Origin of the sequence: Myxococcus faecalis (assembly GCF_050039385.1) — a bacterium.
GTDB classification, from domain to species: domain Bacteria; phylum Myxococcota; class Myxococcia; order Myxococcales; family Myxococcaceae; genus Myxococcus; species Myxococcus fulvus.
The window spans coordinates 4,155,782-4,179,133 of record NZ_CP144336.1; the positions used below are offsets into that span (position 1 = coordinate 4,155,782).

Annotated in this window: 19 protein-coding genes; 6 read left to right on the forward strand and 13 right to left on the reverse strand. The window is 71.2% G+C overall.

Translation table 11 applies throughout. The features are described from left to right. Positions 1 to 225: 225 nt before the first annotated feature. Positions 226 to 1,539, reverse strand: a complete 1,314-nt coding sequence (locus VZQ01_RS16480; RefSeq protein ID WP_426748330.1) for a hypothetical protein — start codon at positions 1,537 to 1,539, stop codon at positions 226 to 228. A 300-nt stretch (positions 1,540 to 1,839) separates the two neighbouring features. Between VZQ01_RS16480 and VZQ01_RS16485 the strand changes: the two genes are divergently transcribed. Continuing rightward, positions 1,840 to 2,679, forward strand: a complete 840-nt coding sequence (locus VZQ01_RS16485; protein ID WP_426748331.1) for a TonB family protein — start codon at positions 1,840 to 1,842, stop codon at positions 2,677 to 2,679. On the opposite strand, the gene VZQ01_RS16490 is transcribed toward VZQ01_RS16485, so the two are convergent. Then, a complete protein-coding gene (locus VZQ01_RS16490) occupies positions 2,660 to 4,174 on the reverse strand; it encodes a DUF4153 domain-containing protein (protein WP_223749846.1) in 1,515 nt (504 codons plus the stop codon). The two genes, VZQ01_RS16485 and VZQ01_RS16490, sit on opposite strands and share 20 nt — an antisense overlap. Positions 4,175 to 4,334: 160 nt before the next feature. Next, the gene (locus tag VZQ01_RS16495; RefSeq protein ID WP_223749845.1) at positions 4,335 to 4,754 is read right to left on the reverse strand and encodes an arsenate reductase ArsC; all 420 of its coding nucleotides are present in this window, start codon (positions 4,752 to 4,754) and stop codon (positions 4,335 to 4,337) included. Positions 4,755 to 5,029: 275 nt separating this feature from the next. Here VZQ01_RS16495 and VZQ01_RS16500 point away from each other — a divergent pair, with 275 nt between their 5' ends. Then, positions 5,030 to 5,959 (forward strand): TerC/Alx family metal homeostasis membrane protein, encoded by a 930-nt coding sequence (locus VZQ01_RS16500; protein WP_267698316.1) that lies wholly within the window; start codon positions 5,030 to 5,032, stop codon positions 5,957 to 5,959. Positions 5,960 to 5,992: 33 nt separating this feature from the next. On the opposite strand, the gene VZQ01_RS16505 is transcribed toward VZQ01_RS16500, so the two are convergent. The 6 genes from VZQ01_RS16505 to VZQ01_RS16530 form a co-directional block, all read right to left on the reverse strand. Continuing rightward, entirely contained in the window at positions 5,993 to 6,832 is an 840-nt protein-coding gene (locus VZQ01_RS16505) for a hypothetical protein (RefSeq protein ID WP_223749843.1), read from the reverse strand. Between the two features lie 125 nt (positions 6,833 to 6,957). After that, positions 6,958 to 9,225, reverse strand: a complete 2,268-nt coding sequence (locus VZQ01_RS16510) for a PAS domain-containing sensor histidine kinase (RefSeq protein WP_426748332.1) — start codon at positions 9,223 to 9,225, stop codon at positions 6,958 to 6,960. Between the two features lie 270 nt (positions 9,226 to 9,495). After that, positions 9,496 to 10,008 carry a thermonuclease family protein gene (locus VZQ01_RS16515; protein ID WP_426748333.1) on the reverse strand — a complete coding sequence of 171 codons (513 nt, stop codon included), beginning with the start codon at positions 10,006 to 10,008 and terminating at the stop codon, positions 9,496 to 9,498. Then, positions 9,996 to 11,897, reverse strand: a complete 1,902-nt coding sequence (locus VZQ01_RS16520) for a lamin tail domain-containing protein (RefSeq protein ID WP_426748334.1) — start codon at positions 11,895 to 11,897, stop codon at positions 9,996 to 9,998. The genes VZQ01_RS16515 and VZQ01_RS16520 overlap by 13 nt, the downstream gene beginning before the upstream one ends. Before the next feature lie 112 nt (positions 11,898 to 12,009). Further along, positions 12,010 to 14,046, reverse strand: coding sequence for a hypothetical protein (locus VZQ01_RS16525; RefSeq protein ID WP_408888294.1), 2,037 nt, complete (start codon positions 14,044 to 14,046; stop codon positions 12,010 to 12,012). Between the two features lie 155 nt (positions 14,047 to 14,201). After that, positions 14,202 to 14,399: a hypothetical protein gene (locus tag VZQ01_RS16530; RefSeq protein ID WP_223749839.1), complete on the reverse strand. Its 198-nt coding sequence runs from the start codon at positions 14,397 to 14,399 to the stop codon at positions 14,202 to 14,204. Positions 14,400 to 14,600: 201 nt separating this feature from the next. Between VZQ01_RS16530 and VZQ01_RS16535 the strand changes: the two genes are divergently transcribed. Next, positions 14,601 to 15,374 (forward strand): alpha/beta hydrolase, encoded by a 774-nt coding sequence (locus tag VZQ01_RS16535; RefSeq protein WP_223782498.1) that lies wholly within the window; start codon positions 14,601 to 14,603, stop codon positions 15,372 to 15,374. Then, positions 15,371 to 15,943: a TIGR02265 family protein gene (locus VZQ01_RS16540; RefSeq protein WP_223749838.1), complete on the forward strand. Its 573-nt coding sequence runs from the start codon at positions 15,371 to 15,373 to the stop codon at positions 15,941 to 15,943. The genes VZQ01_RS16535 and VZQ01_RS16540 overlap by 4 nt, the downstream gene beginning before the upstream one ends. Positions 15,944 to 15,950: 7 nt before the next feature. On the opposite strand, the gene VZQ01_RS16545 is transcribed toward VZQ01_RS16540, so the two are convergent. The 3 genes from VZQ01_RS16545 to VZQ01_RS16555 all read right to left on the reverse strand — a co-directional run bounded on the left by VZQ01_RS16545 (position 15,951) and on the right by VZQ01_RS16555 (position 19,022). Next, positions 15,951 to 17,117, reverse strand: coding sequence for an ATP-grasp domain-containing protein (locus VZQ01_RS16545; RefSeq protein ID WP_223749837.1), 1,167 nt, complete (start codon positions 17,115 to 17,117; stop codon positions 15,951 to 15,953). A 155-nt stretch (positions 17,118 to 17,272) separates the two neighbouring features. Beyond that, entirely contained in the window at positions 17,273 to 18,322 is a 1,050-nt protein-coding gene (locus tag VZQ01_RS16550) for a GNAT family N-acetyltransferase (protein ID WP_426748335.1), read from the reverse strand. Beyond that, entirely contained in the window at positions 18,315 to 19,022 is a 708-nt protein-coding gene (locus VZQ01_RS16555) for a hypothetical protein (RefSeq protein ID WP_267698323.1), read from the reverse strand. The genes VZQ01_RS16550 and VZQ01_RS16555 overlap by 8 nt, the downstream gene beginning before the upstream one ends. Before the next feature lie 392 nt (positions 19,023 to 19,414). On the opposite strand from VZQ01_RS16555, the gene VZQ01_RS16560 reads away from it, so the two are divergent. Both VZQ01_RS16560 and VZQ01_RS16565 read left to right on the forward strand, forming a co-directional pair. Next, complete coding sequence (locus VZQ01_RS16560; protein WP_223749834.1) at positions 19,415 to 20,020, forward strand: PH domain-containing protein; 606 nt, start codon at positions 19,415 to 19,417, stop codon at positions 20,018 to 20,020. Next, positions 20,013 to 20,768 (forward strand): PH domain-containing protein, encoded by a 756-nt coding sequence (locus VZQ01_RS16565; RefSeq protein WP_223749833.1) that lies wholly within the window; start codon positions 20,013 to 20,015, stop codon positions 20,766 to 20,768. Before VZQ01_RS16560 ends, VZQ01_RS16565 begins: the two co-directional genes overlap by 8 nt. Before the next feature lie 581 nt (positions 20,769 to 21,349). Here the strand turns inward: VZQ01_RS16565 and VZQ01_RS16570 are convergent. Continuing rightward, the gene (locus VZQ01_RS16570; protein ID WP_223749832.1) at positions 21,350 to 22,978 is read right to left on the reverse strand and encodes a LysM peptidoglycan-binding domain-containing protein; all 1,629 of its coding nucleotides are present in this window, start codon (positions 22,976 to 22,978) and stop codon (positions 21,350 to 21,352) included. Positions 22,979 to 23,352 lie beyond the last annotated feature (374 nt).

Below are 23,352 nucleotides of genomic sequence, written 5' to 3' on the forward strand. Positions count from 1 at the left end.
CGACGCGCGAGAGCGGCCTGCGGCCCTCCACCACCCCCGACTTGTGTTGCTTCGGCCCGTGGTCCCACGTGACGCCAGAGTGGATTCCCACCTCTTGACCCCGAGTTGGAGGGCGACCGAGGAAGCCCCACACGCGACTCCTGGTGCAACACACCGCCACGTTCAGGCGCATAGGGAGTCGAAGCGCATCCCGTGGCAAGCAGCACCCATACCAGCAACAAGGCCTCAGCGCGCATGGTCCACCCCCAGGCCCACCGATGCGAAAGCCCCAGGTCGCAGCGTCCCTTCCGACGTGGGGAACAGCAGCGTGCCGCCCGTCCCCATCGCGTAGAGCGTCCCGCCCAGGAACCTCCAGCGGACCTCCGCCGCGCCCAGATAGCGCGCCCCGGGCTTCCCAGCTCCGACGGCGAGACCCTTCAGCGCCACATCCAGGGCACGCTCGAAGAACTGCATCGCCACGCGTCCATCCACATCGGCGCGGCCCCAGGTGAACGCCTCCACGCCGAGCGACAGCCTCAAATGCCTGCGGAGCCCTCCGTAGCTGACGGCATCCCACTTCACCTCCGCCTCACCGAAGGCGGAGTAGCCCTCCGGGAAGGACACCTCCGCGAGCGGCACGACCGCGGGCCCCACGGCCTGGAAGCGCGCCAGTTCGTAGTCCGCGCCGAAGAAGCCTTGCCGGAATCCCCCCTGCTGACGTCGCGCCTCCAGCCGGAGCCGCAAGTGGAGCTTCTGCGCACGCGTGTCCACGCCAGCGCCCACGACGGCTCCCCACGCGCCACCCTCGCCCGGCCGCCCGCCCCACCCCGCGACCAGATGGACCGCACGGTCCGACCGCACCAGCAACCCGACCGTCGCATCCACGTGCGCCAACGTCACCGACGGTGCACGTCCCCCAGCAAGCCCCCAGTCATGCACGGCGGAGAATCCCAACGTGTAGCGTCCGGGTTGCTCGGGTGGGCCGAAGAAGAGGTGCTCCACGTCCAGGGAGAGCTCGCCCCCCATGAGTCGCGCGCCCAAGGCGTCCGACGTGAAGGCCTCCACATAGACAGGCCCCAGCGTTCCAGTGAGGAGCCCCCCGACCGGGTGGTAGTCGGGGTTCGTGCGATGGGAGTAGCGGCGGACCAGATGCCCGGACAGGAGCCGGTGCTCCTCCAGCGGACCGAACCAGACTCCGAGCGGCGCGTCGTCTGAGCCGAACTTGAGGCCACGGACGAGCTGCCCCCAGTCCGAGAGCGTGTCCCAGTCCTCTCGACGCACGCGTGCTCCGCCGCCGTCCCCGTCCCACAGTCGGAAGCGCACGGGAGCGCCCAGGTTGAGCCCGAGCTCGGGTCCACCATCGAGGATGAACGTCGGCTCCACCTGCAAGAAGCCCGCGTCTTCCCCCACGCCAGCACGCGGCAGGAACGCCAGCGTCGTGGCCTCCAGGCGCATCAGGTAGCGCCACTCGCGCACGAGCGGTGGCGATGGCTCCGAGGCCCATCCCGTCGAGGACAGCAACAGCAGCAACGCGGCCAGACCGCTTCGCTTCCCGTGCATCATCGCCTCCCACGCGCCCCCGACCGAGGCACACATGAGAGGCACACCGAAGCGTGGCTCGTGTCCGCCGGGGCTGAGGGCTCGACGATGCACCCCAGGCCTGACAGTCGTCCGCGCTCGCCCGCAACAGTTCACCGGATACCGGGCCCTGGGGTAGCGAACGCGTGCGGAGGATATCGCCCCCTCGCCTCCGAGGGCAGCTTCCCTTCACGAACGAGGGGCTCGCCACTAACACGGTGTCGGATGGATGGGGCCCTTCGCTAGACTCCGGTCTACCGCGTGAGGGAAGGGGGAATGGTCATGCCGGACGCAAGTCCGAAGGACGGCACCGCCGACACGAGGCTCTTCGCCTCCGTCGTCGACGCCCGCTCGCGCAGCACCGCCGACACCACACGAACCCTCTGGGTGGCCCCCCTCGTGGTGGCCCTCCACGCCCTCCTCCTCGTCGGCCTCGACAGCATCTGGCACGGCGCCACCCGCGCCTCCACGCTCACGACGAAGGACGAGGACACCCTCGTCCTGCGCCTCCTCGCCGCGCCACCTCCGCCCCCGCCGGCCCCCGCCACCCCCTCCGCTCCGCGCCTCGCCAGCGCCCGGCGCGCCCGCCCCTTCCCCAAGCCCACCCTCTCTCGACCCCAGCACTCACGGCCCGAGACACCGCCCGTCATCGACCCGGCCGTGGCCCAATCCCAGGTCGCCGCGCCCGACACCGTCGCCACCGCCACGCCGGGCGGCGTCTCCGGTGGCGTCGCCGGAGGCATCATCGGCGGCATGGTGAACAGCGTGCTCGTCGCGAGCAGCGCGGGCCTGCTGCCCGTCACCCCTCCCCCGCCCACCGCCGAGCAGCGCGCCGCCTGGGAGGAGGACTACTTCGAGGTGATGTTCCGCGACCGCTTCGAGAACGTGCGCTACCCGCACCAGGCCGCCATGGCCGGCATCGAGGGCCGCTTCGCGCTGCGCATCACCGTCGGCGCCCGAGGCCAGCTCCTCGCCCTCTCCATCGTCGGCCGCTGCCCCCACTACGTCCTCTGCGACGCCGCGATGGCCGCCGTGCGCGAGGCTGCCCCCTTCCCGCCGCCTCCGTCCGCGCTCGGCCCGCGAGTCACCGTGGAGCTGCCCTTCAACTACCACCTGCGCTGACAGGCTCCGGCGCCAACGCGCTCAGCGCGCGACACGCACGCCACCGCGAAAGGCTCCACTCCGGCCAGGACACGTCCGCGCACGCCCGGGCCCTGAACTCGTCGCTCAGCTGCTGCGTCGACGACAGCCCCCGCGCCAGCTCCGGCACCGCGTCCAGCGAGAGCTCGTACAGGTACCCCACGTCCACCACGCCCTCCGCGCGCGGCGCGCCCTCGACCGACTCGCGCGCCAGCTCCCGCGCCAGGTTGTGCCGGACGATGAGCGCGTCCGGGTTGATGACATTCACCGTCACCACCGCCCCCAGCGCCGCGGCGAAGGCCCCCACCGCGAAGCGCTCCGGCCGCCACCACAGCGTCACGCCGCGCCACGCGAGCACCCCGCCCAGGAACACCATGAACACGTGCGTGAACACCCGCAGCCGCGTGTACCCGAAGGCATCCTCGTACATCCCCAGCCGCTTCATCGCCGAGGCGAGGATGGCCACCGTCAGCACCGTCATCACGCTCGCCGCCACCTGGAAGGCCACCTTCGCCTTCGCCGTCCCGCGCACCGTCCACCGCGCCAGCCCCATGATGAGGCACAAGGTCAGCATCGACACGAGCAGCAGCTCGAAGAAGCCCCGGCGCGCGTACTCCGCATACGAGTACCCCGGCGCCGGCGCCACCGCGTCCCCCACGAAGAGGTACGCCACCTGGAAGCGCACGAACACCAGGAACAACACATCCACCGCGATGAGCAGCGTCAGCGCCTCGGTGAGCCCCAGCCACGCCCGCCCCTCGCCCACCTCCTCCTCGCCTGGCTCCCTCCTCGTCCGGCGCCGCAGCGCGTGCCCCACCAGCGCCGCCGTGGCGCTCGCCGAGAACAGCACGCCCGACACCCGCCCCACCCCCTCCTCCAGCACCGCCCCCACCTCCAGCGCCATCACCCGCTCCAGCGCGGAGGCGAACGCCGCGTCCGCCGACCCGAGCAGCAGCAGGAACACCCCCACCACCGGCAGCGTCAGCACCAACCCGCGCAGCAGCGGGAAGACCCCGGGCGCCCTCGCCATCGCTCCGCGCAGGTCCACCGCCTCGCGCACCATCGCGGGCGGCTGCACCAGGCTGCGGAACACCGTGGACACCACCACGCCGGGGTAGTCCCCCAACGCCAGCCGCTCCACGCGGCCCGCGGCCCAGAAGTGCGCCACCAGCGCCAACAGCGCCCCCACCGTCAGCAGGTTCAACAGCTGGAGCCACGGACTGTCGCGCACCGCCATGAAGCCCGCGACCACCAGCAGCGGCGTCAGGAGCCACGTGTTCGGCGCGGCGCGCTGCCAGCCCTCGCGGCCCCCCACCCCGAGCAGCGCGCCCACCAGCGCCAGCACCACCAACGGGAACGACACACCCCAGTGCTCCCGCCCCAGGAGCACCTCCGCGAGCACACCCACTGCCAGGGCCACGCCGAGCGTGCGCCGGGGCGCGAAGGGCTTCACCCGGGGCCGGACGACGGGCTCCACGGGAGCGGCGCTCCTGGCGGTCGTGGGAACAGCAGGCAAGGACGATGACATGACGGCGCACCCCGGACGGACGTCGGCTGAAGACGTCCGCAGGATGCGTCCTGCCCGTGCACGCGGGGCTTCGGAGCGGGCGAGCGGTCGCCCGCGCCACCTGGCCGGCCTACGTCCCCGGCTGACCGGCCTTCAGCCACCCCTCGCGCTCCAGCAGCCCCACCACGCGGGCGGCCACCTCGTCGCGGATGCGGTGCACCAGCACCTCCGACTTGCCCTGGGGGTCATCCAGCGGCCAGTCCTCGCGCTTGAGCCCCGGCACGCTCGGGCAGGCCTCGCCACAGCCCAGCGTGATGAGCCAATGCGCGTCCTTCGCCAGCTCGTCCGTGAGCCGCTGGGGTCGGGCGCCCGTCAGGTCCAGGCCCGCGTCGCGCATGGCCTCGAGCACCTCCGGGTGCACCTGCTCGCCAGGCTGCGTCCCCGCGGAGATGGCCCGTGCCTTGTCCGGGTCCGCCAGCACGTTGAAGAACGCCGCCGCCATCTGCGAGCGACCCGCGTTCCGCACACAGGCGAAGATGACCTTGTTCATCGCTACGACTCCTCCTGGTCCCTGGCCGCGCCGCGCCCCTCCCCCGCGCGACGCTCGTCATGAGGGCATCCCCTCATGGGCTGCCCCGCGCGGAAACTGACACATCCCGTGAAGGGATGCTCGCAAAGAGAGCGGAAAGGCCCTTGTCTGTCTGTATGGGTTGGTAAGGCCACAGCGGACAGCCCGGTGGTGTCTGCCCTACCCCATTGGTCAACGCTTGTCTGCGGGACACCGGGCCCCCCGCAGGAGAGGATGCATAGGTTCAGGCGACGACCATGCACCCGATTCCCACATGGCTCTGGGGCGTCTTCTGGGCGGCGGTGTTGACGCTGCTCGTGGTGGACCTGCTCGGACACCGGGGCCACCACGGCGAGTCCCGCCGGGCGGCCTGGATGTGGACGGGCGTGTGGGTGACCGCGGGCCTGGCTTTCGGCGGGCTGGTGTGGGCGGTGCTCGGCCCTCACGCGGGCCAGGAGTACCTGGCGGCGTGGCTCATCGAGAAGAGCCTCAGCCTGGACAATGCCTTCGTCTTCCTCGTCATCTTCCAGAGCCTGTCGGTCCCCGTGCGCGCGCAGCACCAGGTGCTGTTCCTGGGCATCTTCGGCGCGCTCATCTTCCGCGCGCTCTTCATCTTCGTGGGGGCGGCCGCGCTGGAGCGCTGGTCCTGGGTGTCCTACGTCTTCGGCGCCATCCTGCTGGTCACCGCCTGGCGCGTGCTGCGCGAGGACCCGGCGAAGCAGCGGGACAACCGGGCCGTGAGCTGGCTGTCGCGTCACCTGCCGGTGACGCAGCACCTGCATGACAAGAAGTTCATCGTCCGTCGCGAGGACGGCCGCCGCGTGGCCACGCCGCTCCTGTTGGCGCTCTTGGGCCTGGAGCTGACGGACATCCTCTTCGCGGTGGACTCGGTGCCGGCGGCCTTCTCCGTGACGAAGGACACCTTCATCCTCTACAGCTCCAACGCCTTCGCGATTCTCGGCTTGAGGGCGCTGTACCTGGTGCTGGCGGGCACGCTGGGCAAGCTGCGCTACCTGCACTACGGGCTTGCGGGCGTGCTCGCGTTCGCGGGGCTGAAGATGGTGGTGACGCCCTGGTTCCACGTGCCGCCGCTGCCGTCGGTGCTCGTCATCGTCGCGCTGGTGGGCACCGCCGTCGTGGCCAGCGTCATCGCCCGCCGCCGGGAGGCCCCGGCCACCCCCCAATGAGGAGGGGCCGGAGCCGGACGCGACAGCGCGGCGTCAGTCCTCGACGCCCGCGCCCGCGCCGGACAGGTCGTCCGTGGCGTCGCCGAGCACGAAGCCGTCGAAGGCCGCGTTGGCCATGACCTTCACGCGCTCCTCGTGCTTCTTGATGAGCGCCATGTTCGCCGCGGCGGCCTTCTTGGACGCCTCCGAGAGCGTCTCGCCGGTGCCGTTGGCGGTGTCCGACAGCGCCTCGATCTGCTCCTCCAGGCCCGTGCGCGCCTCCTCGAGCTGCGCGCGCGCGTCGGCGGACAGCGAGCCGTCCTCGAGCTTCTTGTCCAGCTCCGCGACCTGCTTCTCCATGGCCTCCACGGCCTTGGCGCTCATCTGCTGCACCGCCGCCGAGCTCTCCGCCACCATGGACGCGTAGACGGTGGAGGTGATGGTCTGGAACTCGTTGGGCGACATGCCGTGCTTCTTCAGGCTCTCGATGTACGCGGCGCGCACGTCCGCCATCATGCTGCCCAGCAGGTTCATCGCCTCCATCGCGGAGTCGAAGGAGGGCTTCGCGTCCGCCCCCGAGCCGTGCTTGTCCCCGAAGGCCTTGGACTTCTCCTCGTAGGTCTTGAAGACGGGCAGCGACGACTCGCGCACCGAGAGGTACGTCGTCAGCCGGTCCTCCTTCAGCGCCAGCACCTCACCGTCGGCGGGCACCGTGAAGGGGTGGGCCTTGTTCAGCTCCACCAGCTCCTTCTGCTGCGTCTCGATCTTCTTGACGGCCGCCAGGCCGTCGCTCGCCTTGTTCGCGACCCACAGCCCGCCCACCACCATGAACCCGACGATGCCGAGAATGATGACGCCACAGCCGATTCCCACCCCGATGAGGACCTTCTTCATTCACCCCTCCGAGAAAAACGAGTCATGCCCCCCGTGCTATCCGGGTGCGTCCCCAGGAGCAAGTGCGCCATGCCTGCTCGGCAGGTCCGGAATACCCCGTGGAGTCGTCCAGGGCAGGCGAGGCGTCAGGGCCAGGCGGCCACATGCGCCGGGGCGGAGAGCACACGCGGCAGGCGGACCATGAAGAGGGTGCCGTCGCGCGCGTTGGAGCGCACGCGCAGCCGGCCGCCGTGGGCATCGACGATGTGCTTCACGATGAAGAGGCCCAGTCCCAGGCCGCCGCGGCCGTCCCGTGACTCGGGGCGCTCGGCGCGCTTCATGGGCTCGAACAGGCGCGACAGCAGCTCGGTGGGGATGGGGTCGCCCATGTTGTGCACGCAGAGCACCACGCAGTCGCGCGTGCCATGGGTGCGCACCAGCACCGGGCAGTGGCTGGGGCTGTAGCTGATGGCGTTGTTCACCAGGTTGGTGATGACCTGGGCCAGCCGGTCCGCGTCCCACAGGCCCGCGCCGCTGCCGCCGTACTCGAGCTCCAGCGTGCGCTCGGGGTGCGCGAGCCGCACCTCGTCCAGCACCTGCCGCGTCAGCTCGTGCAGGTCCAGGGGACGGGGCTGCATGGGGATGCCCCCGCCCAGCCGGGCCTGGGTGAAGTCCAGCACGTCGCGCAGCATGCGCGTGGCGCGATTGGCGCTGGAGAGGATGCGGTCGATGACCTTGCGCTGGCGCTCGTCCAGGTTCTCGCGCCGCAGGAGCGTGGTGGACGCCATGGTGATGGCGGACAGGGGGTTGCGCAAATCGTGGCCGACGATGCCGATGAGCAGCTGCTCGAACTCGGCGCGGCGCCGGGCCTCCTCCTCCGTGGCGCGCCGCTCGGTGACGTCCTGCATGGCGCCCACCATGCGCAGGGGCCGGCCGGCCGCGTCGCGCACCACCTGCCCCCGGTCCTCGACGACGGCCCAGGTGCCGTCACCCCGGCGGAAGCGGTACTCGTCGCGCCAGTGCTCCTGGCCCTGGTCCATGACGGCCTGCATGTCCCGGGCGACGCGCTCGCGGTCATCGGGGTGGATGCTGAGGGTCCACCAGTCGATGTCCATCGGCGCGTCGTGGGACGCCACGCGGAACTGGTGCAGGGCCAGCTCGCTCCACTCGATGCGCCCGGTGGCCAGGTCCCAGTCGTAGATGACGTCGCTGGTGGCGCGCGTGGCCAGCCGATAGCGCATCTCCGACTGCCGCAGGACCTCCTCGGCGCGGCGGCGCTCGGTGATGTCCAGGGACACGCCCGACACGCCGCGCACCCGCCCGTCCGGGCCCAGGTCCGGGGAGACGTAGGCCATGAACCACCCGCCGCCGACCTCCATCTCCAGCGAGAACGTCTCGCCCGCCTGCGCGCGGCGCGCGGCGTCGAGCAGCTCCGGCCGGCCCGCGTACACCTCCGCGGTGTTGCGGCCCACCATGGTGCCGGGCTCCACGCCCATGGCCTTCAGGCCCTGTCCCTCGAAGAGGGTGATGTTGCCCACGGCGTCGGTGGCCCACAGCACGACGGGCAGCTCGGTGATGACCCGGCGCAGCCGCTCCCGGGCCTCGTCGCGCTCCTTCTGCGCCAGGCGCGCCTCGGTGACGTCCGTGGAGATGCCGCACACCGCATGCGCCTGTCCGCCCACGCCGGGCAGGGCGAACTTGAGCGAGTGATAGGTATGCCAGCCGTCCGGGCGCCGCACGTGCTCGTCGGACTCCAGGGGCTGGCCGGTGGAGAGGACGCGGCGGTCATTGGCGGTGAACACGTCCGCCACCTCGCGGGAGAACAGCTCGTAATCGGAGTGCCCCACCGCTTCTTCCCTGCGCACGCTGCCGTGGACCTCGAAGGCCCGGTTGACGAAGAGGTAACGCCCCGAGGCGTCCTTCGCGTAGATGGCGGCGGGCGCGTGCTCCAGGATGTCGTGCAGCTTCGTCTCCGTCTCGCGCAGCGTCCGCTCCCGTTGGTGGGAGTGGCGCTGGACCGCGTCCGCGATGCACACGTCGATGACGCGGTTGAGCGCGCGCATGCCCTCGAAGTCCGGGGCCCACCCCGCGTCCTCCAGCACCTCCACGAGCACCTCCCGCAGCAGGCCGTACTCGCGCACCACCGCGGCGATGTCCGAGCCTTCCCGGGCATGCTCCGCGCCGCGCCCGCCCAGGGCCAGCGGACCGCTCCAATCAGGCGAGACGCTGAGCACGCGCAGCAGCTCCACCACCGAGTCCACCCAGGCCTGGGAGCCCGTCAGCTGCTCGAGGCGTCGGCGCGGGGCCTCGTCTGCCGCCGCGCCCGCGCGGGCCTCCCAGCGCCGGGCGATGTCCTCCCGTCGCGAGGACAGGAGGTCCAGCAGGAGGCTGGTGGGCATGGGGCAGGGGTTCATGGGCACGCCCTCCTCCCCCGTCTCGAGCGAGGCCAGGACCGACACGTCCCAGCCACGCAGCGCGCGTCCTCCCGGGGGCGCGCTCGTGCTGGCCCGCCCTTGGCCGGTCGCTCGTGGGAGCGGACCGTGCTGGATGATTCGCGCGGAGGCATGGCCGTCAGCAATGGGATATTGCGCCCGAGGCTTGCGGGCTCCTCGCCCTCTCGTGCCGACTGGACGCAGCCCCGCTCGGGAGGCGGGCATCAGGGCGCTGCGTGTGCTCTGCGTGATTCATGCGCAGGGCACCGGCGAGCAGGCGCCCCACAAGCCACGTCGGGCACGCCGGGCCTGGGCCTCCAGGGCTTCGAGTTCCCGACGGCGTGAGTCACCCGCGGGCGGGACATGGAGCACGCAGGCGAGGCCCCGCTCCACGAGCAGCGCGCTCACGTCGCGGCCATCGACGAAGACGTAGGCGAGCCGGCGACCGAAGCGGTCCTCACACGCCTCCGCGTCGACGAGCGTCACCTGGCGGCCCTCGACAAGGCTCCGGTTGAACGCGTGCGCCTCGCGGCCGAAGCACTCGCGTCTGCCCGCCGTGAGCTCCGGGGTGTCCGCGAGCAGATAGCGGACACGCACGCCGCCCTCCAGGACGAGGGTGTCACCGTCGAGGACCTCCGTCACCAGCCCCGTCGAGGGACCACACCTGCCACCCGGGTCCGCACCGCACCCGAGGGCGCTCGTGACGAGCCATGCCGTCAGGAGGACGAGCCACCGGGTCGCGGGGATGGGGCTCAGCGCGGGCATGCGCGGTTCTCCAGTCCCGGCGTGCCCCGGTCTCCCAGGCCATAGCGCGCGCTCGAAGGCGCGGCGCAGAAGCTGCCTGGCAGGTCATTGCGCTGGGCATCACTGCTCGCGGGGTCCACCTGCCAGGACACGCCCGGCGTCGCGGCGTTCGACCAGCTGATGGCGTCCAGCACCCTGCCGTCCCTCATCAACCGGAGCGAGCGGGCTCCCGCGGTGTTGGCGAGGTTGAAGGAGAAGGTGGCCAGCACCGCCGGCAGGCCCCCGTTGAGCGCCGGGTCCAGGCTGCGCGCGAGCACCGCGCGGGTGCCAGTCCTCAGCGACAAACAGAGCGCGGCGTCGAGCGGCGTGCTCGCTCCGCTCTCGTTCATCAACGTGACGCCGTTGAGGTCCACCTCGCGTGTCGCGAGGATTTCGACCCACTCGCCCACGCCGTCGGCGACCACGGTCGGGTCCCCCATGAGCTCCGTGAGGACGAGAGAGCCGACCTCCGGTACGCGGACAGCGCGAGCGCGTCCCGTGACCCGGTCGATGCAGGTGGAGCCTGGGGGACCGGCATCTGGCGGTCCAGCATCCGGCGGACCGGCGTCGCGAGGCCCCGCGTCCGAGGTCGAACCTGCATCGCGCCCGCCATCCGTGGAGCCTCCACCTGAAGAGCCCGCGTCGCGCCCTGCATCCGATGCACCGGCGTCCCCTCCGCCGCCATCCGCGGTCCCGGCGTCTGTGTCGCCCTCGGTGCATCGGGCGTTCCCGCGTCCCGGAGTCCCCAGGTTGCCACGCTCGCCATAGCGCTCCCGTGCGGGACACCATGACGACAGTGAATCGTTGTCGGACGCATTCGCTCGCTCCACCGACACCTGGGTCGCCACGCCCTCGCGTGCGGGGCCGTACTCGACCGCGTCCACGACCACGTCCCCTGCTCGTACGAGCACGACACCGCCCGCGTTGCGGAGGTCCACACCGAACGTGGCCAGCGGCGTGGGCAGCCCTCCGTTCAGGACCGCATCCGCGCGACGGGCGAGCAGCGCGTACCCTCCCGCGGGGAGCGACAGACATTGCGTCCCCTGCAGCCGTGTCCCCGAGGTGTCCGAGCCCACCGTCAATCCATTCAGGTCCACCGGAGCCAGGGCCAGGACCTCCACCCACTCGGCCGAGGTGTCATCGCCGATGGGGTTCACCATCAGCTCGGTGATGACCAGCTCACCCACGCGGGGCCACCGCACCGGACGCGCTGCCAGGCCCTCCAGCGGGGAACAGCGCTCCACGCCCGCCTCGCCTCCGGAGGCTCCTTCCGTCGGAGCACAGGGCGCGTTCGCCGAGCCCGGACTCCCCTGGAACCCACCACCCACGGTGGAGCCTCCGGAATCACACCAGCGCGTCGGGTCGTCATTGCCGGCGGAGTCCGGCACCAGTCGCCCGTCATACACACGCGCGACACCACTCTTCGCGGGCGCCGTGAGCGGGACTTCATCCACCACCCTGGAACCACACCGCAGCCCCAGCCGTCCCGACGAGTTCCCCAGCGCGCCCAGCGAATCGCCGTAGGACAGGTCCACGTGCGCGGGCACGGTTCCCTCGCGAACGTCGCCCAGCACCAGGTAGTCACCGGGTGCCAACGACAGCGGCGCGTCGAACAGGAAGGTCTTCTCCTGCGAGCCATCCGAGCGCGAGGCATGGAGCGTCAGTCCCTCCAGGCTCACCGGCACCGAGAGCGGATTGTGCAGCTCCACGTACTCGCGCCCCGTGTCCGTTCCGTCGGGGTCGTTCAGGTACTCGGTGATGACGACGTCCCCCGGCAACAGGTCCGCGCAGGCGTCCTCTGCCCACTCCTCCGCCGGCGCCCCACAGCCGCTCAACCCCACCACGCACAACCACCATCCCCAGCGCCTCACGTCACCCCTCCTCATCACCGACTCCCCTCCCCACCACTCCACGCTTCAGAAACCGCGTCTCCACCACCAGCCCCTCCTCGTCCTCCCGCGAAGGTGCTCAGCGCATGCCACGTCAGAACCGCGTCTCCACATCCAGTTGGAACAGGTGGCGCGGTTCATCCGGCGGCGTGCGCGCGGTCCGCGCGTCCTTCAGGTCCACGACCCACGCGTAGCGCCCTCGCATCGTCGTCCTCTCCAGGACGCTCCAGCGCAGGTCCACCGTCGTGCGCACCTCCTGTCGGAGCCGCGTCCTCTCAGACAGGTCCTCGTCCTTCCACTGGACCCGACCTCCCACTCGCCAGGACTCCGCCGGCCGAAGCTTCAGCTCGACGAGCGCCCGCCCATCCCATCGCGCCGTCGTCGCCCCCGTCTCCACCACGCGCGCATGGCCGTACTCCCAGGCCACCTCGACCTGCTCCGACAACACCGAGCGCACCCGCGCCGTGGCGCCCTGCCGCCCTCCGTTCGAGCACGCCGCCATCTCCTCCGGCTCCGCGTCCCCGTCCCGCTCCACCTCCGCGCACAGCGTGGACAACCCCGCGCCGGACAAGCGCGCATCGAGCCGGAGCGACGGCTGCAACCACGTCCAGGCCAGCACATCCACCCGGGCCGAGGCCCTCAGACGCGTCAGCCCCGCGGTCCCCTCCACCACGCCATCCGAGGGCAACGTCCAGCCATCCACCTGTCCGCGAAGCCGCCACGCGCCCTCGTCGCGGTGCAGGTAGCGCAATCGCACGCCCAGCTCGTTGCGAACCCGCTGCCCCTCCAACACGTCCGCTCCCGAGGTCGCGCCACTGTAGGGATTCACGAAGCCCCGTCCGTAGTAGCGCAGCGACACCTCCAGCTCTCGCCCCACTCCCGAGACCACCGTGCGCTGAAGCGCCGCCCAACCCCCACCCGCCCCCGGCACGGAGTCGAAGCTGCGCGAGAGCTCCAGGAAGACATCCACCGGCCCCGCCCCCCACGCCGCATCCACGCCCACCGCGCCGAAGCCCCCGCCCGACGGGTAGCGAGCGCCCGGCTGGAAGTCGAGCACCGCGCCCTCCACCGCGAACCCGGGCCGCGCCCCCCACCCCGTCACCCCGAGTCGCGCTCGCGGCGAGACCGCCAGCGTCGCGTTGCCCCCTCCCGCCCACTCACGAAACACCCCTGGCAACGAACCAGCCCGGAGCTTCTCCCTGCGCACCCCCGCCACCAGCACCTCCGGCGCCGCGCACGCGCCCGAGGAACACCCGCCCCTGTCCAACACCTCCGAGCGCCGCACCGAGCGCCCCTGATACGAACCGAAGCCCGTGAGCGTCAGCTCCACTCCGCTACCCAGCGCCCCACGCACGCTCCCCGCGACCCCGCGAAAGGCCTCGTCCCAACGGAAGTCCGGGGTGATGTCCGCGTCGCGCGCGTCCTCGTCACACGCCGAGGACGTCAGCAGGCACTCCCGCTCGAGCGCGCCTGGAGGACGCACGCCATCATCCGGAAGGACACCCTCCGGCGAGGGCAGCGCCGTGGTGTCCAGCGTGAGCCGCTGACCGAACCCCAGCCGATACGTCCCCACCAGCACCGAGGCCCGCGTCCCCGTCCACCGCGCATGGAACTTGGGCAGCAACACCGCCGAGCCCGGCGCCTCCACCACGAGCGCCCGACTCCGCGCATCCCGCCGAGGCATCCCCACCTTGCGACGCGCCCACACCGCGAGCACTCCGACGCGCAGCCCCCGAAGTCCTCCGGCCCGCATCTGCAGCGCCACCGGAGGCCCTCGCGAGTCCGACAGCGCGAACGCCGTCAGCAACCTCGCGTCCCCCGTCACGCGCCCCGACTCCTCCCCCACCAGGAACGGCGCGAGCCGCCGCACCTCCGCCTCCGTCAGGAGCGCTGACGCGTCACCGGCGTCACGCGCACGCAACCACGCATCCACCTGCGCGTACGTGAGGCCCGGAAGCGAATGGAGCATGTCCCGGGTCGCCCGCTCCGGCTCGACCCCCGCCCGGCGCAGCGCCACCAGCGCCGCCCAGCTCTCGGCGGAGAGCGTCCCCTCTTCCAACAGCCCGAACAGCTCCAGCTCACCGTCGACGTCGGGCTCCACCTCGTACGGGGCCGCCCAGGCCGACGACATCCCCCACAGCCACAACCACCCCCACCACCCCAGGAACCGATGCACGCGGCGCCGGCACTGCACGCCACAGACCACGCTTCCCTACAGTGGCGCCCCACGCTTCCCGCATCCGGACCTGGGATTGAGCGTCCAGCCTCCGGACACCCCGCGAGGCCTCAGGCGAGGACCTGATGCCGCGAGTCCACCAGCAGCAGCTCCTCCATGACGGACCGGGCCGCCACCGCCCGGGCCAGCGCCGCCGCATAGCGCAGCCGCGCCTCGTCACTGCCATCCAGCGCCGCCCTCGCGCGCTCCAGGTCGGCCTCGGTCAACATCAACAACGCGGACAGGTGCAGTCGGTTCAGTTCCAACAAGGGGGACTCCGGAGGGGGGCGGCCGCTGCCTTCCCAGTATGACAGGAAGCACCGACGACCCCAGGTCCCCGTGTCGGGCTGCACTCCCGAGGCCAGCCGTCCTGTCAGGCGGATGACCCCTCGGGTGTGCGCCCCAGAACCCCTGGCCGCGCCGGAGCGGGCGCCGGGGGCCCATCCATGTATGCTGTCGGCCGCATCCACATGGGCCACGTCCACATCGTCCGAGACCTTCCCTCCCCCCAGGAGGGCTTCTCCCGCACCGTGCGCATCTACACGCCGGACGCGTACGACTCGATGCCCTGGCATCGCTTCCCCGTGCTGTACATGCACGACGGGCAGAACGTCTTCGCCCATCCGGAGTCCGCGCTCTTCGACACCTGGTGCGCCAACCTCGCGCTCGAACAGGCGGTGGACTCGGGCCACCTGGAGCCGTGGATCATCGTCGCGGTGGACTCGGGCCAGGGGCGGCTCCAGGAGTACTCCCCCTGGGACGACACCACGGGCCGGGTGAAGGCGCGCGGCGAGTCCTACGCGCGCTTCCTCGTCGAACACTTGAAGCCCCTGGTCGACCAGCACTACCGCACCCGCGAGGGCGCCGAGTGGACGGGCGCCATGGGCTCGTCGCTCGGCGGGCTGATGTCGCTGTACCTGGGCTCGCGCTACCCGAACATCTTCGGCCGCATCGGCGCGCTGTCGCCCACCGTCATGTGGAGCAACAGCCGGCTGTTCTCCGAGTGGGGCACCCACCCGCGCCGCTGGACGCGCATCTACCTGGACGCCGGCGAGCAGGAGTTCATCCACGCCGACGGCGTCCCGCTCGACTACGGGCGCGGCACGCGCGCGTTCTACGAGCACCTCAAGACGCTGGGCTACGCGGACCACGAGGTGTCGCTGGTGCTGGAGCCGGGCGGTGAACACCACGAGCGGGACTGGCAGCGTCGGCTGCCCCTGGCGATGCGCTGGCTGCTGGCGTGAAGTCCGGCACCTCCGTCCCCCTCGAGCAGCGCATCGTCTACTCGCAGGTCGTGGAGGGCCTGTTGCAGCACGGGCTCTCCGGCCGCATCTCCCCCCGGCTCCAGAAGCGGCTCGAGCAGGCCGGCATCAACGTGAAGGGGCCGCTGAACCCCACCTATCCGGTGGTGATGTGGAGCCGCTGCCTGCGCGTCATCGTTGAGGAGACCTGGCCCGGTCTCACGCTGGAGGAGGGCTTCCGCCAGCTCGCCGCCGCGCACGTGGAGGGCTACGGACGCACGTTCATCGGCCGCGCGGTGTTCGGCGTCATGCGGCTGCTCGGTCCCCGGCGGCTGGTGCTGCGGCTGCCCCAGACGCTGCGCGCCACGGACAACTACACCGAGGTGCAGCTGGTGGAGAAAAGCCCCACCGAGTTCGAGATGCGGATGAACTCCGTGCTCGACACCCCGGGCTACGCGGAGTCCCTCTTCGAGAACATGCTGCGCGTGGGCGGCGCGGAGTCCCCCAAGGTGACGACGCTGTCCGTGGAGGAGGGCCACACCACGTACCTGCTCACGTGGAAGGAGCGCTGAGGCCTGGTCACTTCTTCGTGGCCTGGATGAAGCGCACCGCCTCCCGCATCGCGTCCAGGTCGGTGTGCCGGGACAGGTACATCTCCTCGCCCAGGAGGCTGTGGTAGATGGGCGGCAGCTCGCGGTGCAGCAGGAGCGCGGGCCCCAGCTTCTTCACCACCTCGTCGTGCGAGTGCAGGTAGCGCCGGCCGTGGCGCCTGGCGCTGTGACACACGTGGTAGCGCGGCGTGTAGCGGAAGTCCGCCACCGGGTCCCCCGTCATCACCCGCGCCCAGAGCCGGTACACGTCGATGTCGCACGTGTAGTTCATCATGTCCGGGATGAAGCCGCCGGGCGGCCGCAGGTTGGCCTCCAGCACCACGAAGCGGCCGTCGGGCAGCCGGAAGAACTCCAGGTGGAACCAGCGCTCGCGCAGGCCGAAGGCCTCCACCACCTGACGGCCGAGCACGTCCAGCGCGGGGGGAATCTCCAGGTGGCTCCAGAAGGAGATGTCGCGCCGCTCGACCACCGTCTCCATGCCGCCGTCGCTGTACTCGTGGCTGAGCGTGAAGACGATGACGCCGTGGCGGTCCACGATGCCGTCGTAGGTGACGATGGTGCCGCGCACGAAGGGCTGCGCGACGTAGGTCGTGGGCAGCGGGTGGGCCAGGGCCGTGTCCACGTCCGCGTCGCTCGCGACCTTGAAGGTGTTGGCGGCGCCCACGCCCACGTCGGGCTTGAGCACCAGCGGGTAGCCCACGCGCGCGGCGAACTGCTTCACCTGCGCCGCGTCGCGCACGCGGATGAGGTCCGGATGGGGCACGCCCGCCTGATGGAACACCTGCGCCATGCCCGACTTGGAGCGCATGCGGTGGATGTCCGCGGGGTGGAGGCCGGGGACGTGGAAGTCCTCGCGCAGGCGCGCCTCGACTTCGAGCCAGGATTCGTTGAGCGAGTCGATGCGCTCCAGCCGCCCGTGCCGCCAGGTGAGGTAGCCCGCCGCCCGGGTGAGCGCGTCCTCGTCGTGCAGGCTGGGGACGAAGTAGTACTCGCGCAGCGAGTCGCGCAGTTCCTGGCGCAGGGACTCGTAGGGCGCGTCACCGATGCCCAGCACCGTCACGCCCCGCTCGCGCAGCGCGGTGACGAAGTGGAAGAAGTGGGACGGGAAGTGCGGAGAGATGAAGACGAAGTTCATGGCTCCTCGGGGCGACAGTCCCGGCTCTGCCTGAACCATAGCGCGCCGGGCGCCTTCTCCCAGTTCCTTGTCGAGCCCCCGAGACCCCAGGCGACGGTAGATTCTACCGTCGTCGAGCGGGCCACCCGCGCGAGGGGACGCACCCGCGGGGAATGTCAGCGCAGATGCGTGAAGACGCGGGGCGAGGCGGGCCAGAGGACGTCCGGAGAGGCCAGCGTGCAGACGATGCGCATGCCTCCTGGCCATGGGACCCACCCGGACGCGAGCATCAGCCGGGTGGAGACACAGGGGCCGCGGAGCATCGCGGCGCACTGGGCGCCTTGCGACACCATGTCCCGCATGGCCACGCGCAACAGCCGCTTGCGCTCGGGGCGCGGCACCGACGCGTGGAACGCCACCAGGTCCACCATGGCGATGGTCAGCGGCCCCCGGGCATTCATGGGGAGCGTGTAGTAGTTGACGAGGCCTCGCACCATGCCGTGCCGCTCCAGCACCAGGGTGCGCGGCACATCGCGGTACTGGAGCTGGTGCGCCAACCGGTCCGGCGTATAGGCGTACCCCAGGCTCACCGGCTCCATCGACCGGTCCACCAGCGCCATGCACGCAGGCAGGTCCGTCGGGCGATAGGGGCGGACGTCATGGGCGTCCACGTCCACGGGACGCGCGCGGGGCCAGCGGCTCGCCAGGGTGAAGAGGGCCCGCTCGGGGCCCGAGGACGCCCAGCGGGCCACGGCCGCCAGGTCGAAGACGTGCAGCCACAACCCCAGGGAGCTGAAGGTCCGGGTGCCCTCCATCTTCTTCCAGAAGCGCTCCCCGGCCGAGCCATCCGCCAGACACCCCAGCAGGAGCGCCGCGCCCCGTTCGCGCAGCCGCTCGGTCATGGCGACCGCCAGCTGCTGGCCCACGCGCTCACCCCGGAAGGAAGGGTCCGCGCTGAACCAGCTCCCGTACGCCCCCTCTACATCCCGCTCCCCGAGCCGCAGTCGGATGGGCTCCGCGAAGAAGACCCCGGCCAGCTTCCCGCGCACGTATGCGCCCAGCCGGTACTCGGGCGTGGCGAGCGGGTTGCCGAAGAGCACCCAGTCGAGCAGGCGCGGCTGGAAGTCCGTCAGCGGCCCCTGGGCCGCGTAGTACTGGCCCCAGACGCGGTTGACGAAGACGGACGCATCCTGGGCGTTGCCCTCGAACCTCCGCACCTCAACCATGGCGCTGCTCCCGGACCTCGGGAGCGACAGCGGTCTGCGCGGGGTGGGGGCCGAACAGGTGCGTGAAGAGCGCCCGCGTCGGGGGCGTGAGCATCTCCCACGCGGGCACGTGGACGCGCTCCTGCGCCACGAGCACCTTCGCGTAGAGCGCCTCGTAGACGCGCTTCACCGTGCCCGGGGCGATGGCGTCCACGTCGAAGGCGGGCACCAGCCCCACCAGCGTGTAGCCGCGGTCCTCGGCGTTGCGCTGCCCCAGCGGCGTCTTCAGCGTGGAGTAGTACAGCACCACCTCCGCGCCGATGTTGCGCCCCACCACCTCCAGCGCCGAGGTGCCCAGCGAGCCGATGCCCACCCCCCGGCGCGACGGCTCCACGACGCCCAGCGCCGCGGAGAGCTGGAGCCCTCGCACGTTCCGCTCCAGCGTCAGCAGGCCGATGATGTCCCCGCTGCGCTGCTCGCGACACACGATGGCGTACAGCGGCCGCTCGGGTGACTCGCCGCGCAGGTAGACCTCACGCTCGTAGAAGGAGGGGTCCAGGTGACGGCTCTCCGTGCCCACGCGGATGTCCGGGTACCAGGTGGACAGCAGCGTGGTGAGCCGGGGGATGTCGTCTCGAGAGAGCTGCTCGGCCGTGCAACCCACCGGCGTATCCAGACCCGACAACATCTCCTCGAGACCCAACCAGCGCATCACGTTCATGCGGCGCCACGGTAGGGTCGCGCGGCGCTGAACCAAGCGCCCGATACGTGGAAAGCCGCGGGGTTGTCTCTGAGACGTCAGCACGCTCCAGCAAGCGTGACGTGCTCCACAGCCCGCGCGTCACCGAGTGGTCAGCCTCCCCTTCCCCGCGGAAGCACCCGCGGCGCGGTGTCGATGGCGCGACGCGCGGCTGCCTTCCGGGGTGTTCGCACGGCGGTCCCGACCTCTGGCGGAAAGGAGCATTTCCCCTGTCTTCCCGGGCATCCATCTGCCCGCGCGTGCGCGGGGGCGGGGGCATGACGACGGGGGGGTGGACCGGTGTATGAAATGGGTGTCGGGTTCCCGCGTTGGGAACAGACAGTGACCGTCCGAGACACCCTGGTGAGCCATCCATGATTCCTGGCGGACCCGCCACCTCCTCGCGCCCGCCCCAGCACGCGATGACGCCCGCGAAAGCGGCCTCACCGTGGAAGCTGCCGGTGGTGCTCCAGCCCCACCAGAACCTCCTGGCCAACTACCTGCTGGGCTCGCTGCTGGCGGGGCCGGGCTTCCCCATCCTCGCGCTCATCCGGTACTTCAAGTACCGCACGCTGCGCTACGAGCTGGACGAGGAGGGCATCACCATGCGGTGGGGCATCCTCTTCCGCCGCGAGGTGTCGCTCACGTACGCGCGCATCCAGGACATCCACCTGTCCAGCCACGTGGTGGAGCGATGGCTGGGGCTCGCGCGCATCCTCATCCAGACGGCCAGCGGCAGCGCCCAGGCGGAGATCACCATCGAGGGCGTGCAGGACTTCGAGGCGATGAGAGACCTGCTCTACTCGAAGATGCGCGGGGCCCGGGACACGAAGGCGGACGCGCAGGTGAAGCCCGCAGCGCTGGTGTCCGGTGAGTCGGAGGCGCTGGCCGCCGCGCTGCGCGAGGTCGCCGCCGAGGTGCGCGCGCTGCGACAGGAGCTGGGCACGCCCGCCGTCACCCCGGAGAAGACGAATGGCTGACGTGCCCCATGCATGGCTGCTGCGCTGGTTGAAGGTGCCCTCCGAGCGCCAGCTCCCCGAGGGCACGGTGCGGGTGTTCAACGCGGCGCCCGCGTACCTGAACTACCGGCGGGTGCTGCTCGCGCTCAAGCAGGTGGGCGTGCTCGCGGGCACGGTGGTGGGCTGGTTGTTCATCAGCCGTTGGGTGCCGATGATCCTCGACTTCCCGTACACCCGGCCGGTCATGTACGCGCTCGAGGCGTTCGTGTGGGTGGGCTACCTGGTGATGTTCCCGGTGAGCTTCTTCGTCATCCGGCTGGACTACGAGCTGCGCTGGTACGCGCTCACGGACCGCAGCCTGCGCGTGCACGAGGGCGTCATGTCGCTGCGCGAGAAGACGATGACGTTCGCCAACATCCAGCAGATCTCCATCCAGCAGAACCCGCTCCAGCGGCTGCTGGGCATCGCGGACGTGAAGGTGGAGACGGCGGGTGGCGGCAGCGGCGCGCGTGGCAACGATGCGGACCTGGACCCGGCCGAGCACCTGCACGAGGCGCGATTTCGAGGCGTGAGCGACCCCGAGGCGATTCGGGACGCCATCCTGGAGCGCGTGCGGATGCACCGCGACACGGGCCTGGGCGAGTCCTCGGAGCTCATCACGCGGCCCGAGGAGCCCGTCGCCACGACGTCCTCCGTGGCGGCCGCGAAGGAGCTGCTCGCGGAGGTGCGGGAGCTGAGGGGCACGCTCGCCTCGCGCCGCTCGCCGTGAGCGTGGAGTCCAGGGAGCAGGTCGCGCCCGCTCCGGAACGGCGACCCTCCCCGAGGTGACGGAGGCGAGCCGCACGGCGCGCGCGTCGGGCCCCGACGTTGGGCCTCCTCGCGGCGAAGCGCTCGCCCTGAGCAGGGTCAAGCTTCTCGCGGCGAGGTGCTCCCGCGGAGCCGGGCCGAGCTCGTGCCGCGCCGCTTGCCCCCACTTCAGGATGCGAGACAGGAACCAGGCCTCGTCGCGGCGAGGCGCTCGCCCTGAGCCGGGTCGAGCTTCTCACGGCGAGGCCCTCCTGCTGAGCCGGGCCGAGTTCGTGCCGCGCCGCTTGCCCCACATCAGGACGCGAGACAGGAACCAGGCCTCGTCGCGGCGCGGCGCTCGCCCTGAGCCAGGTCGAGCTTCTCGCGACGAGGCCCTCCCGCGGAGCCAGGCCGAGCTCGTGCCGCGCCGCTTGCCCCCACACCAGGCGCGAGGCGGGGGCCAGGCCACTCGCGGCGAGGCTCGTCCCCCGGCCCTGGACATGGAACAGCCCGGTCGACCCACCAGGGGCCGCCGGGCTGTCTTCGTCCATGCGACGCGGGTGATTACGCGTTCGGGCGGACCATCGTCACGTCGAACTGGCGGCCGACCACGTAGCCGTCGCGAGGACCGGGGCGGGTGAGGTTGCCCGTGTTGGGGTCCACGTAGAAGCGGTTGTTCGCGTTGGTGTCCGCGCCGCGGCTCTGGTTGCGGGTCGCCGGGTCGTTGAACGTGTAGTAGGTGCGGCCCTGCGCGTCCGTGCCGCGGCCGGTGATGACCACGAAGTGGTCCGTGATGCCGTCCGCGTTGCCGACGTTGCGGCCCGTCTTGTGGTTGACGCCCACGACCACCGGCTTGCCCGCGGCCAGCTGCTGGTCGATGTAGTTGCGCCCGCGCTCCGCCGCCGCGCGGTCCACCGTGATTCCGTTGGGGCCCTCGCTGGTGGCGACCTGGATGCGCTGGTCGACGCTCGTCACGTTGGCGCCGGCCTGGCGGGCCATCGCGGTGGCGGCGCGGAAGCACGCCTTGTCACCCGCGCGCTCCACCTGCGAGGCGTCGTACTGGCTGATCCACGGGGTGCGCGTCTGCACCGCGGCCCGGTCCGTGGCCGCCGCGACCTGCGCGGTGTCGCTCATGTCCGTGGGCGTCGCGCCCCCGGTCGTGGTGACGGGGCGCTCCGAGGACGGGCGCGGGCGGGGAATCGGCACATTGTCCGGCAGCACCGTGTCCGACGTGGGACGCTCGGAGACCGGGCGCGGCTGGGGAATGGGGACGTTGCTCGGCTGGGCCTGGTCGGTGTTGCCGGTGCGATAGCCACGCGCGTCGAGCGCCGACACGAGCGCCGTCTCACGGCGCGTCTGGTCCGCGCGCAGGCGGGACTCGCTGTGGTCGAAGCCCGCGGCGCGCAGGACGCCCTGGTCGTTGCGGTACGCGTTCACGCGCGCGTCGATGAGCGAGTCGCGGGTGACGCCGCGCGGGTCCTGGGCCAGCCTGGGCATCTCGCGGTTGATGAAGTTCTGCGCGGCGCGAGGCGACTGGGTGTGCAGGTCGAAGAACGTGGACGCGAGCAGCGCGTTGTTCGGGTCCAGGCCCGCGGCGCGAGCGGCGCGCTCGTAGGCGGGGGTGGCGTTGGTCAGCTCGCGGTTCCAGATCTGGTCCGCGTGCTCGGGCGAGCGCGCACCGCCGCCCTGGTAGGAGAACGAGCCGCGGTTGTGCTTCGCGTTGCCCGGGTCCGTGTGACCACCGTAGCTGGAGGTGGTGGAGCCGTCGGGGCGGCGGTTGCCCTCGGAGGTGCCGACGATGATGGCCGCCTCGGAGTTGGAGCCGCCGCGCGTGAAGGCGCCCAGGTCCTGGATGTTGCGGTAGCCGTTCTGCGTGCCGGACACGTTGTTGGACGTGATGCCCGCCGCCGCCGTGGTGCCCGCGTCGAAGGTGTCGCCCGGGGTCTGCGTCTGCTGGCGGCGCAGGCCCTGGTTGTTCTGCGTGGACGCCGCCGCCTCGAAGCCGTCCTGCTGGCCGGGCAGCCGCAGGGTGGCCCCCGCGCGAATCTTGTTCGGGTCCGCCAGGTTGTTGAGACGGGCCAACTCGTCGACCGTGGTGCCCTCGCGCTTGGCGATCTTCGTGAGCGTGTCCCGCTCCTGGATCTTGTAGCTGCGGGTGTCGCGCTCGCGGTTGCTGACGTTCCTGACAGACATGTGGATGGCTCCCTATGAGGTCCGACGCGCCCCTCCCCAATGGCTGTCAGCCGGGAAAGCGCATCAACAGACGCCAAACGGATTTTCCAGATCACCCACCCAAAGTTGCGAACCCACCCAAATTCACCTTCCCCTACAGAGGGAAACCACGCGCCCCCACACTTCCTGTCCGCCTGTTAATGCGGTGCATTATCTGGGGAATTCCGGACAGCCCGTGACCTGATTGCCACACTCAATTTTCAGCCTCACGACTATTTTTTGACCCAATTACCTGCAATCACTTGCGGGTCGGGTGTCTGCTCTGGCCGACAGTGAGTCTGTCTGGACGCCGACGCTTCCCGGACGGACGAGGCCCGTGACGCAGTAGCAGCCGA

What these genes read in the sequence shown, in the direction of transcription:
- VZQ01_RS16570 (WP_223749832.1), bottom strand. Translation starts at nt 22,978, where the DNA reads ATGTCTGTCAGGAACGTCAGCAACCGCGAGCGCGACACCCGCAGCTAC.
- VZQ01_RS16565 (WP_223749833.1), top strand. Translation starts at nt 20,013, where the DNA reads ATGGCTGACGTGCCCCATGCATGGCTGCTGCGCTGGTTGAAGGTGCCC.
- VZQ01_RS16510 (WP_426748332.1), bottom strand. Translation starts at nt 9,225, where the DNA reads ATGAACCCCTGCCCCATGCCCACCAGCCTCCTGCTGGACCTCCTGTCC.
- VZQ01_RS16480 (WP_426748330.1), bottom strand. Translation starts at nt 1,539, where the DNA reads ATGCACGGGAAGCGAAGCGGTCTGGCCGCGTTGCTGCTGTTGCTGTCC.
- VZQ01_RS16515 (WP_426748333.1), bottom strand. Translation starts at nt 10,008, where the DNA reads ATGCCCGCGCTGAGCCCCATCCCCGCGACCCGGTGGCTCGTCCTCCTG.
- VZQ01_RS16560 (WP_223749834.1), top strand. Translation starts at nt 19,415, where the DNA reads ATGATTCCTGGCGGACCCGCCACCTCCTCGCGCCCGCCCCAGCACGCG.
- VZQ01_RS16545 (WP_223749837.1), bottom strand. Translation starts at nt 17,117, where the DNA reads ATGAACTTCGTCTTCATCTCTCCGCACTTCCCGTCCCACTTCTTCCAC.
- VZQ01_RS16555 (WP_267698323.1), bottom strand. Translation starts at nt 19,022, where the DNA reads ATGAACGTGATGCGCTGGTTGGGTCTCGAGGAGATGTTGTCGGGTCTG.
- VZQ01_RS16495 (WP_223749845.1), bottom strand. Translation starts at nt 4,754, where the DNA reads ATGAACAAGGTCATCTTCGCCTGTGTGCGGAACGCGGGTCGCTCGCAG.
- VZQ01_RS16505 (WP_223749843.1), bottom strand. Translation starts at nt 6,832, where the DNA reads ATGAAGAAGGTCCTCATCGGGGTGGGAATCGGCTGTGGCGTCATCATT.
- VZQ01_RS16525 (WP_408888294.1), bottom strand. Translation starts at nt 14,046, where the DNA reads ATGTCGTCGGCCTGGGCGGCCCCGTACGAGGTGGAGCCCGACGTCGAC.
- VZQ01_RS16535 (WP_223782498.1), top strand. Translation starts at nt 14,601, where the DNA reads ATGGGCCACGTCCACATCGTCCGAGACCTTCCCTCCCCCCAGGAGGGC.
- VZQ01_RS16550 (WP_426748335.1), bottom strand. Translation starts at nt 18,322, where the DNA reads ATGGTTGAGGTGCGGAGGTTCGAGGGCAACGCCCAGGATGCGTCCGTC.
- VZQ01_RS16485 (WP_426748331.1), top strand. Translation starts at nt 1,840, where the DNA reads ATGCCGGACGCAAGTCCGAAGGACGGCACCGCCGACACGAGGCTCTTC.
- VZQ01_RS16500 (WP_267698316.1), top strand. Translation starts at nt 5,030, where the DNA reads ATGCACCCGATTCCCACATGGCTCTGGGGCGTCTTCTGGGCGGCGGTG.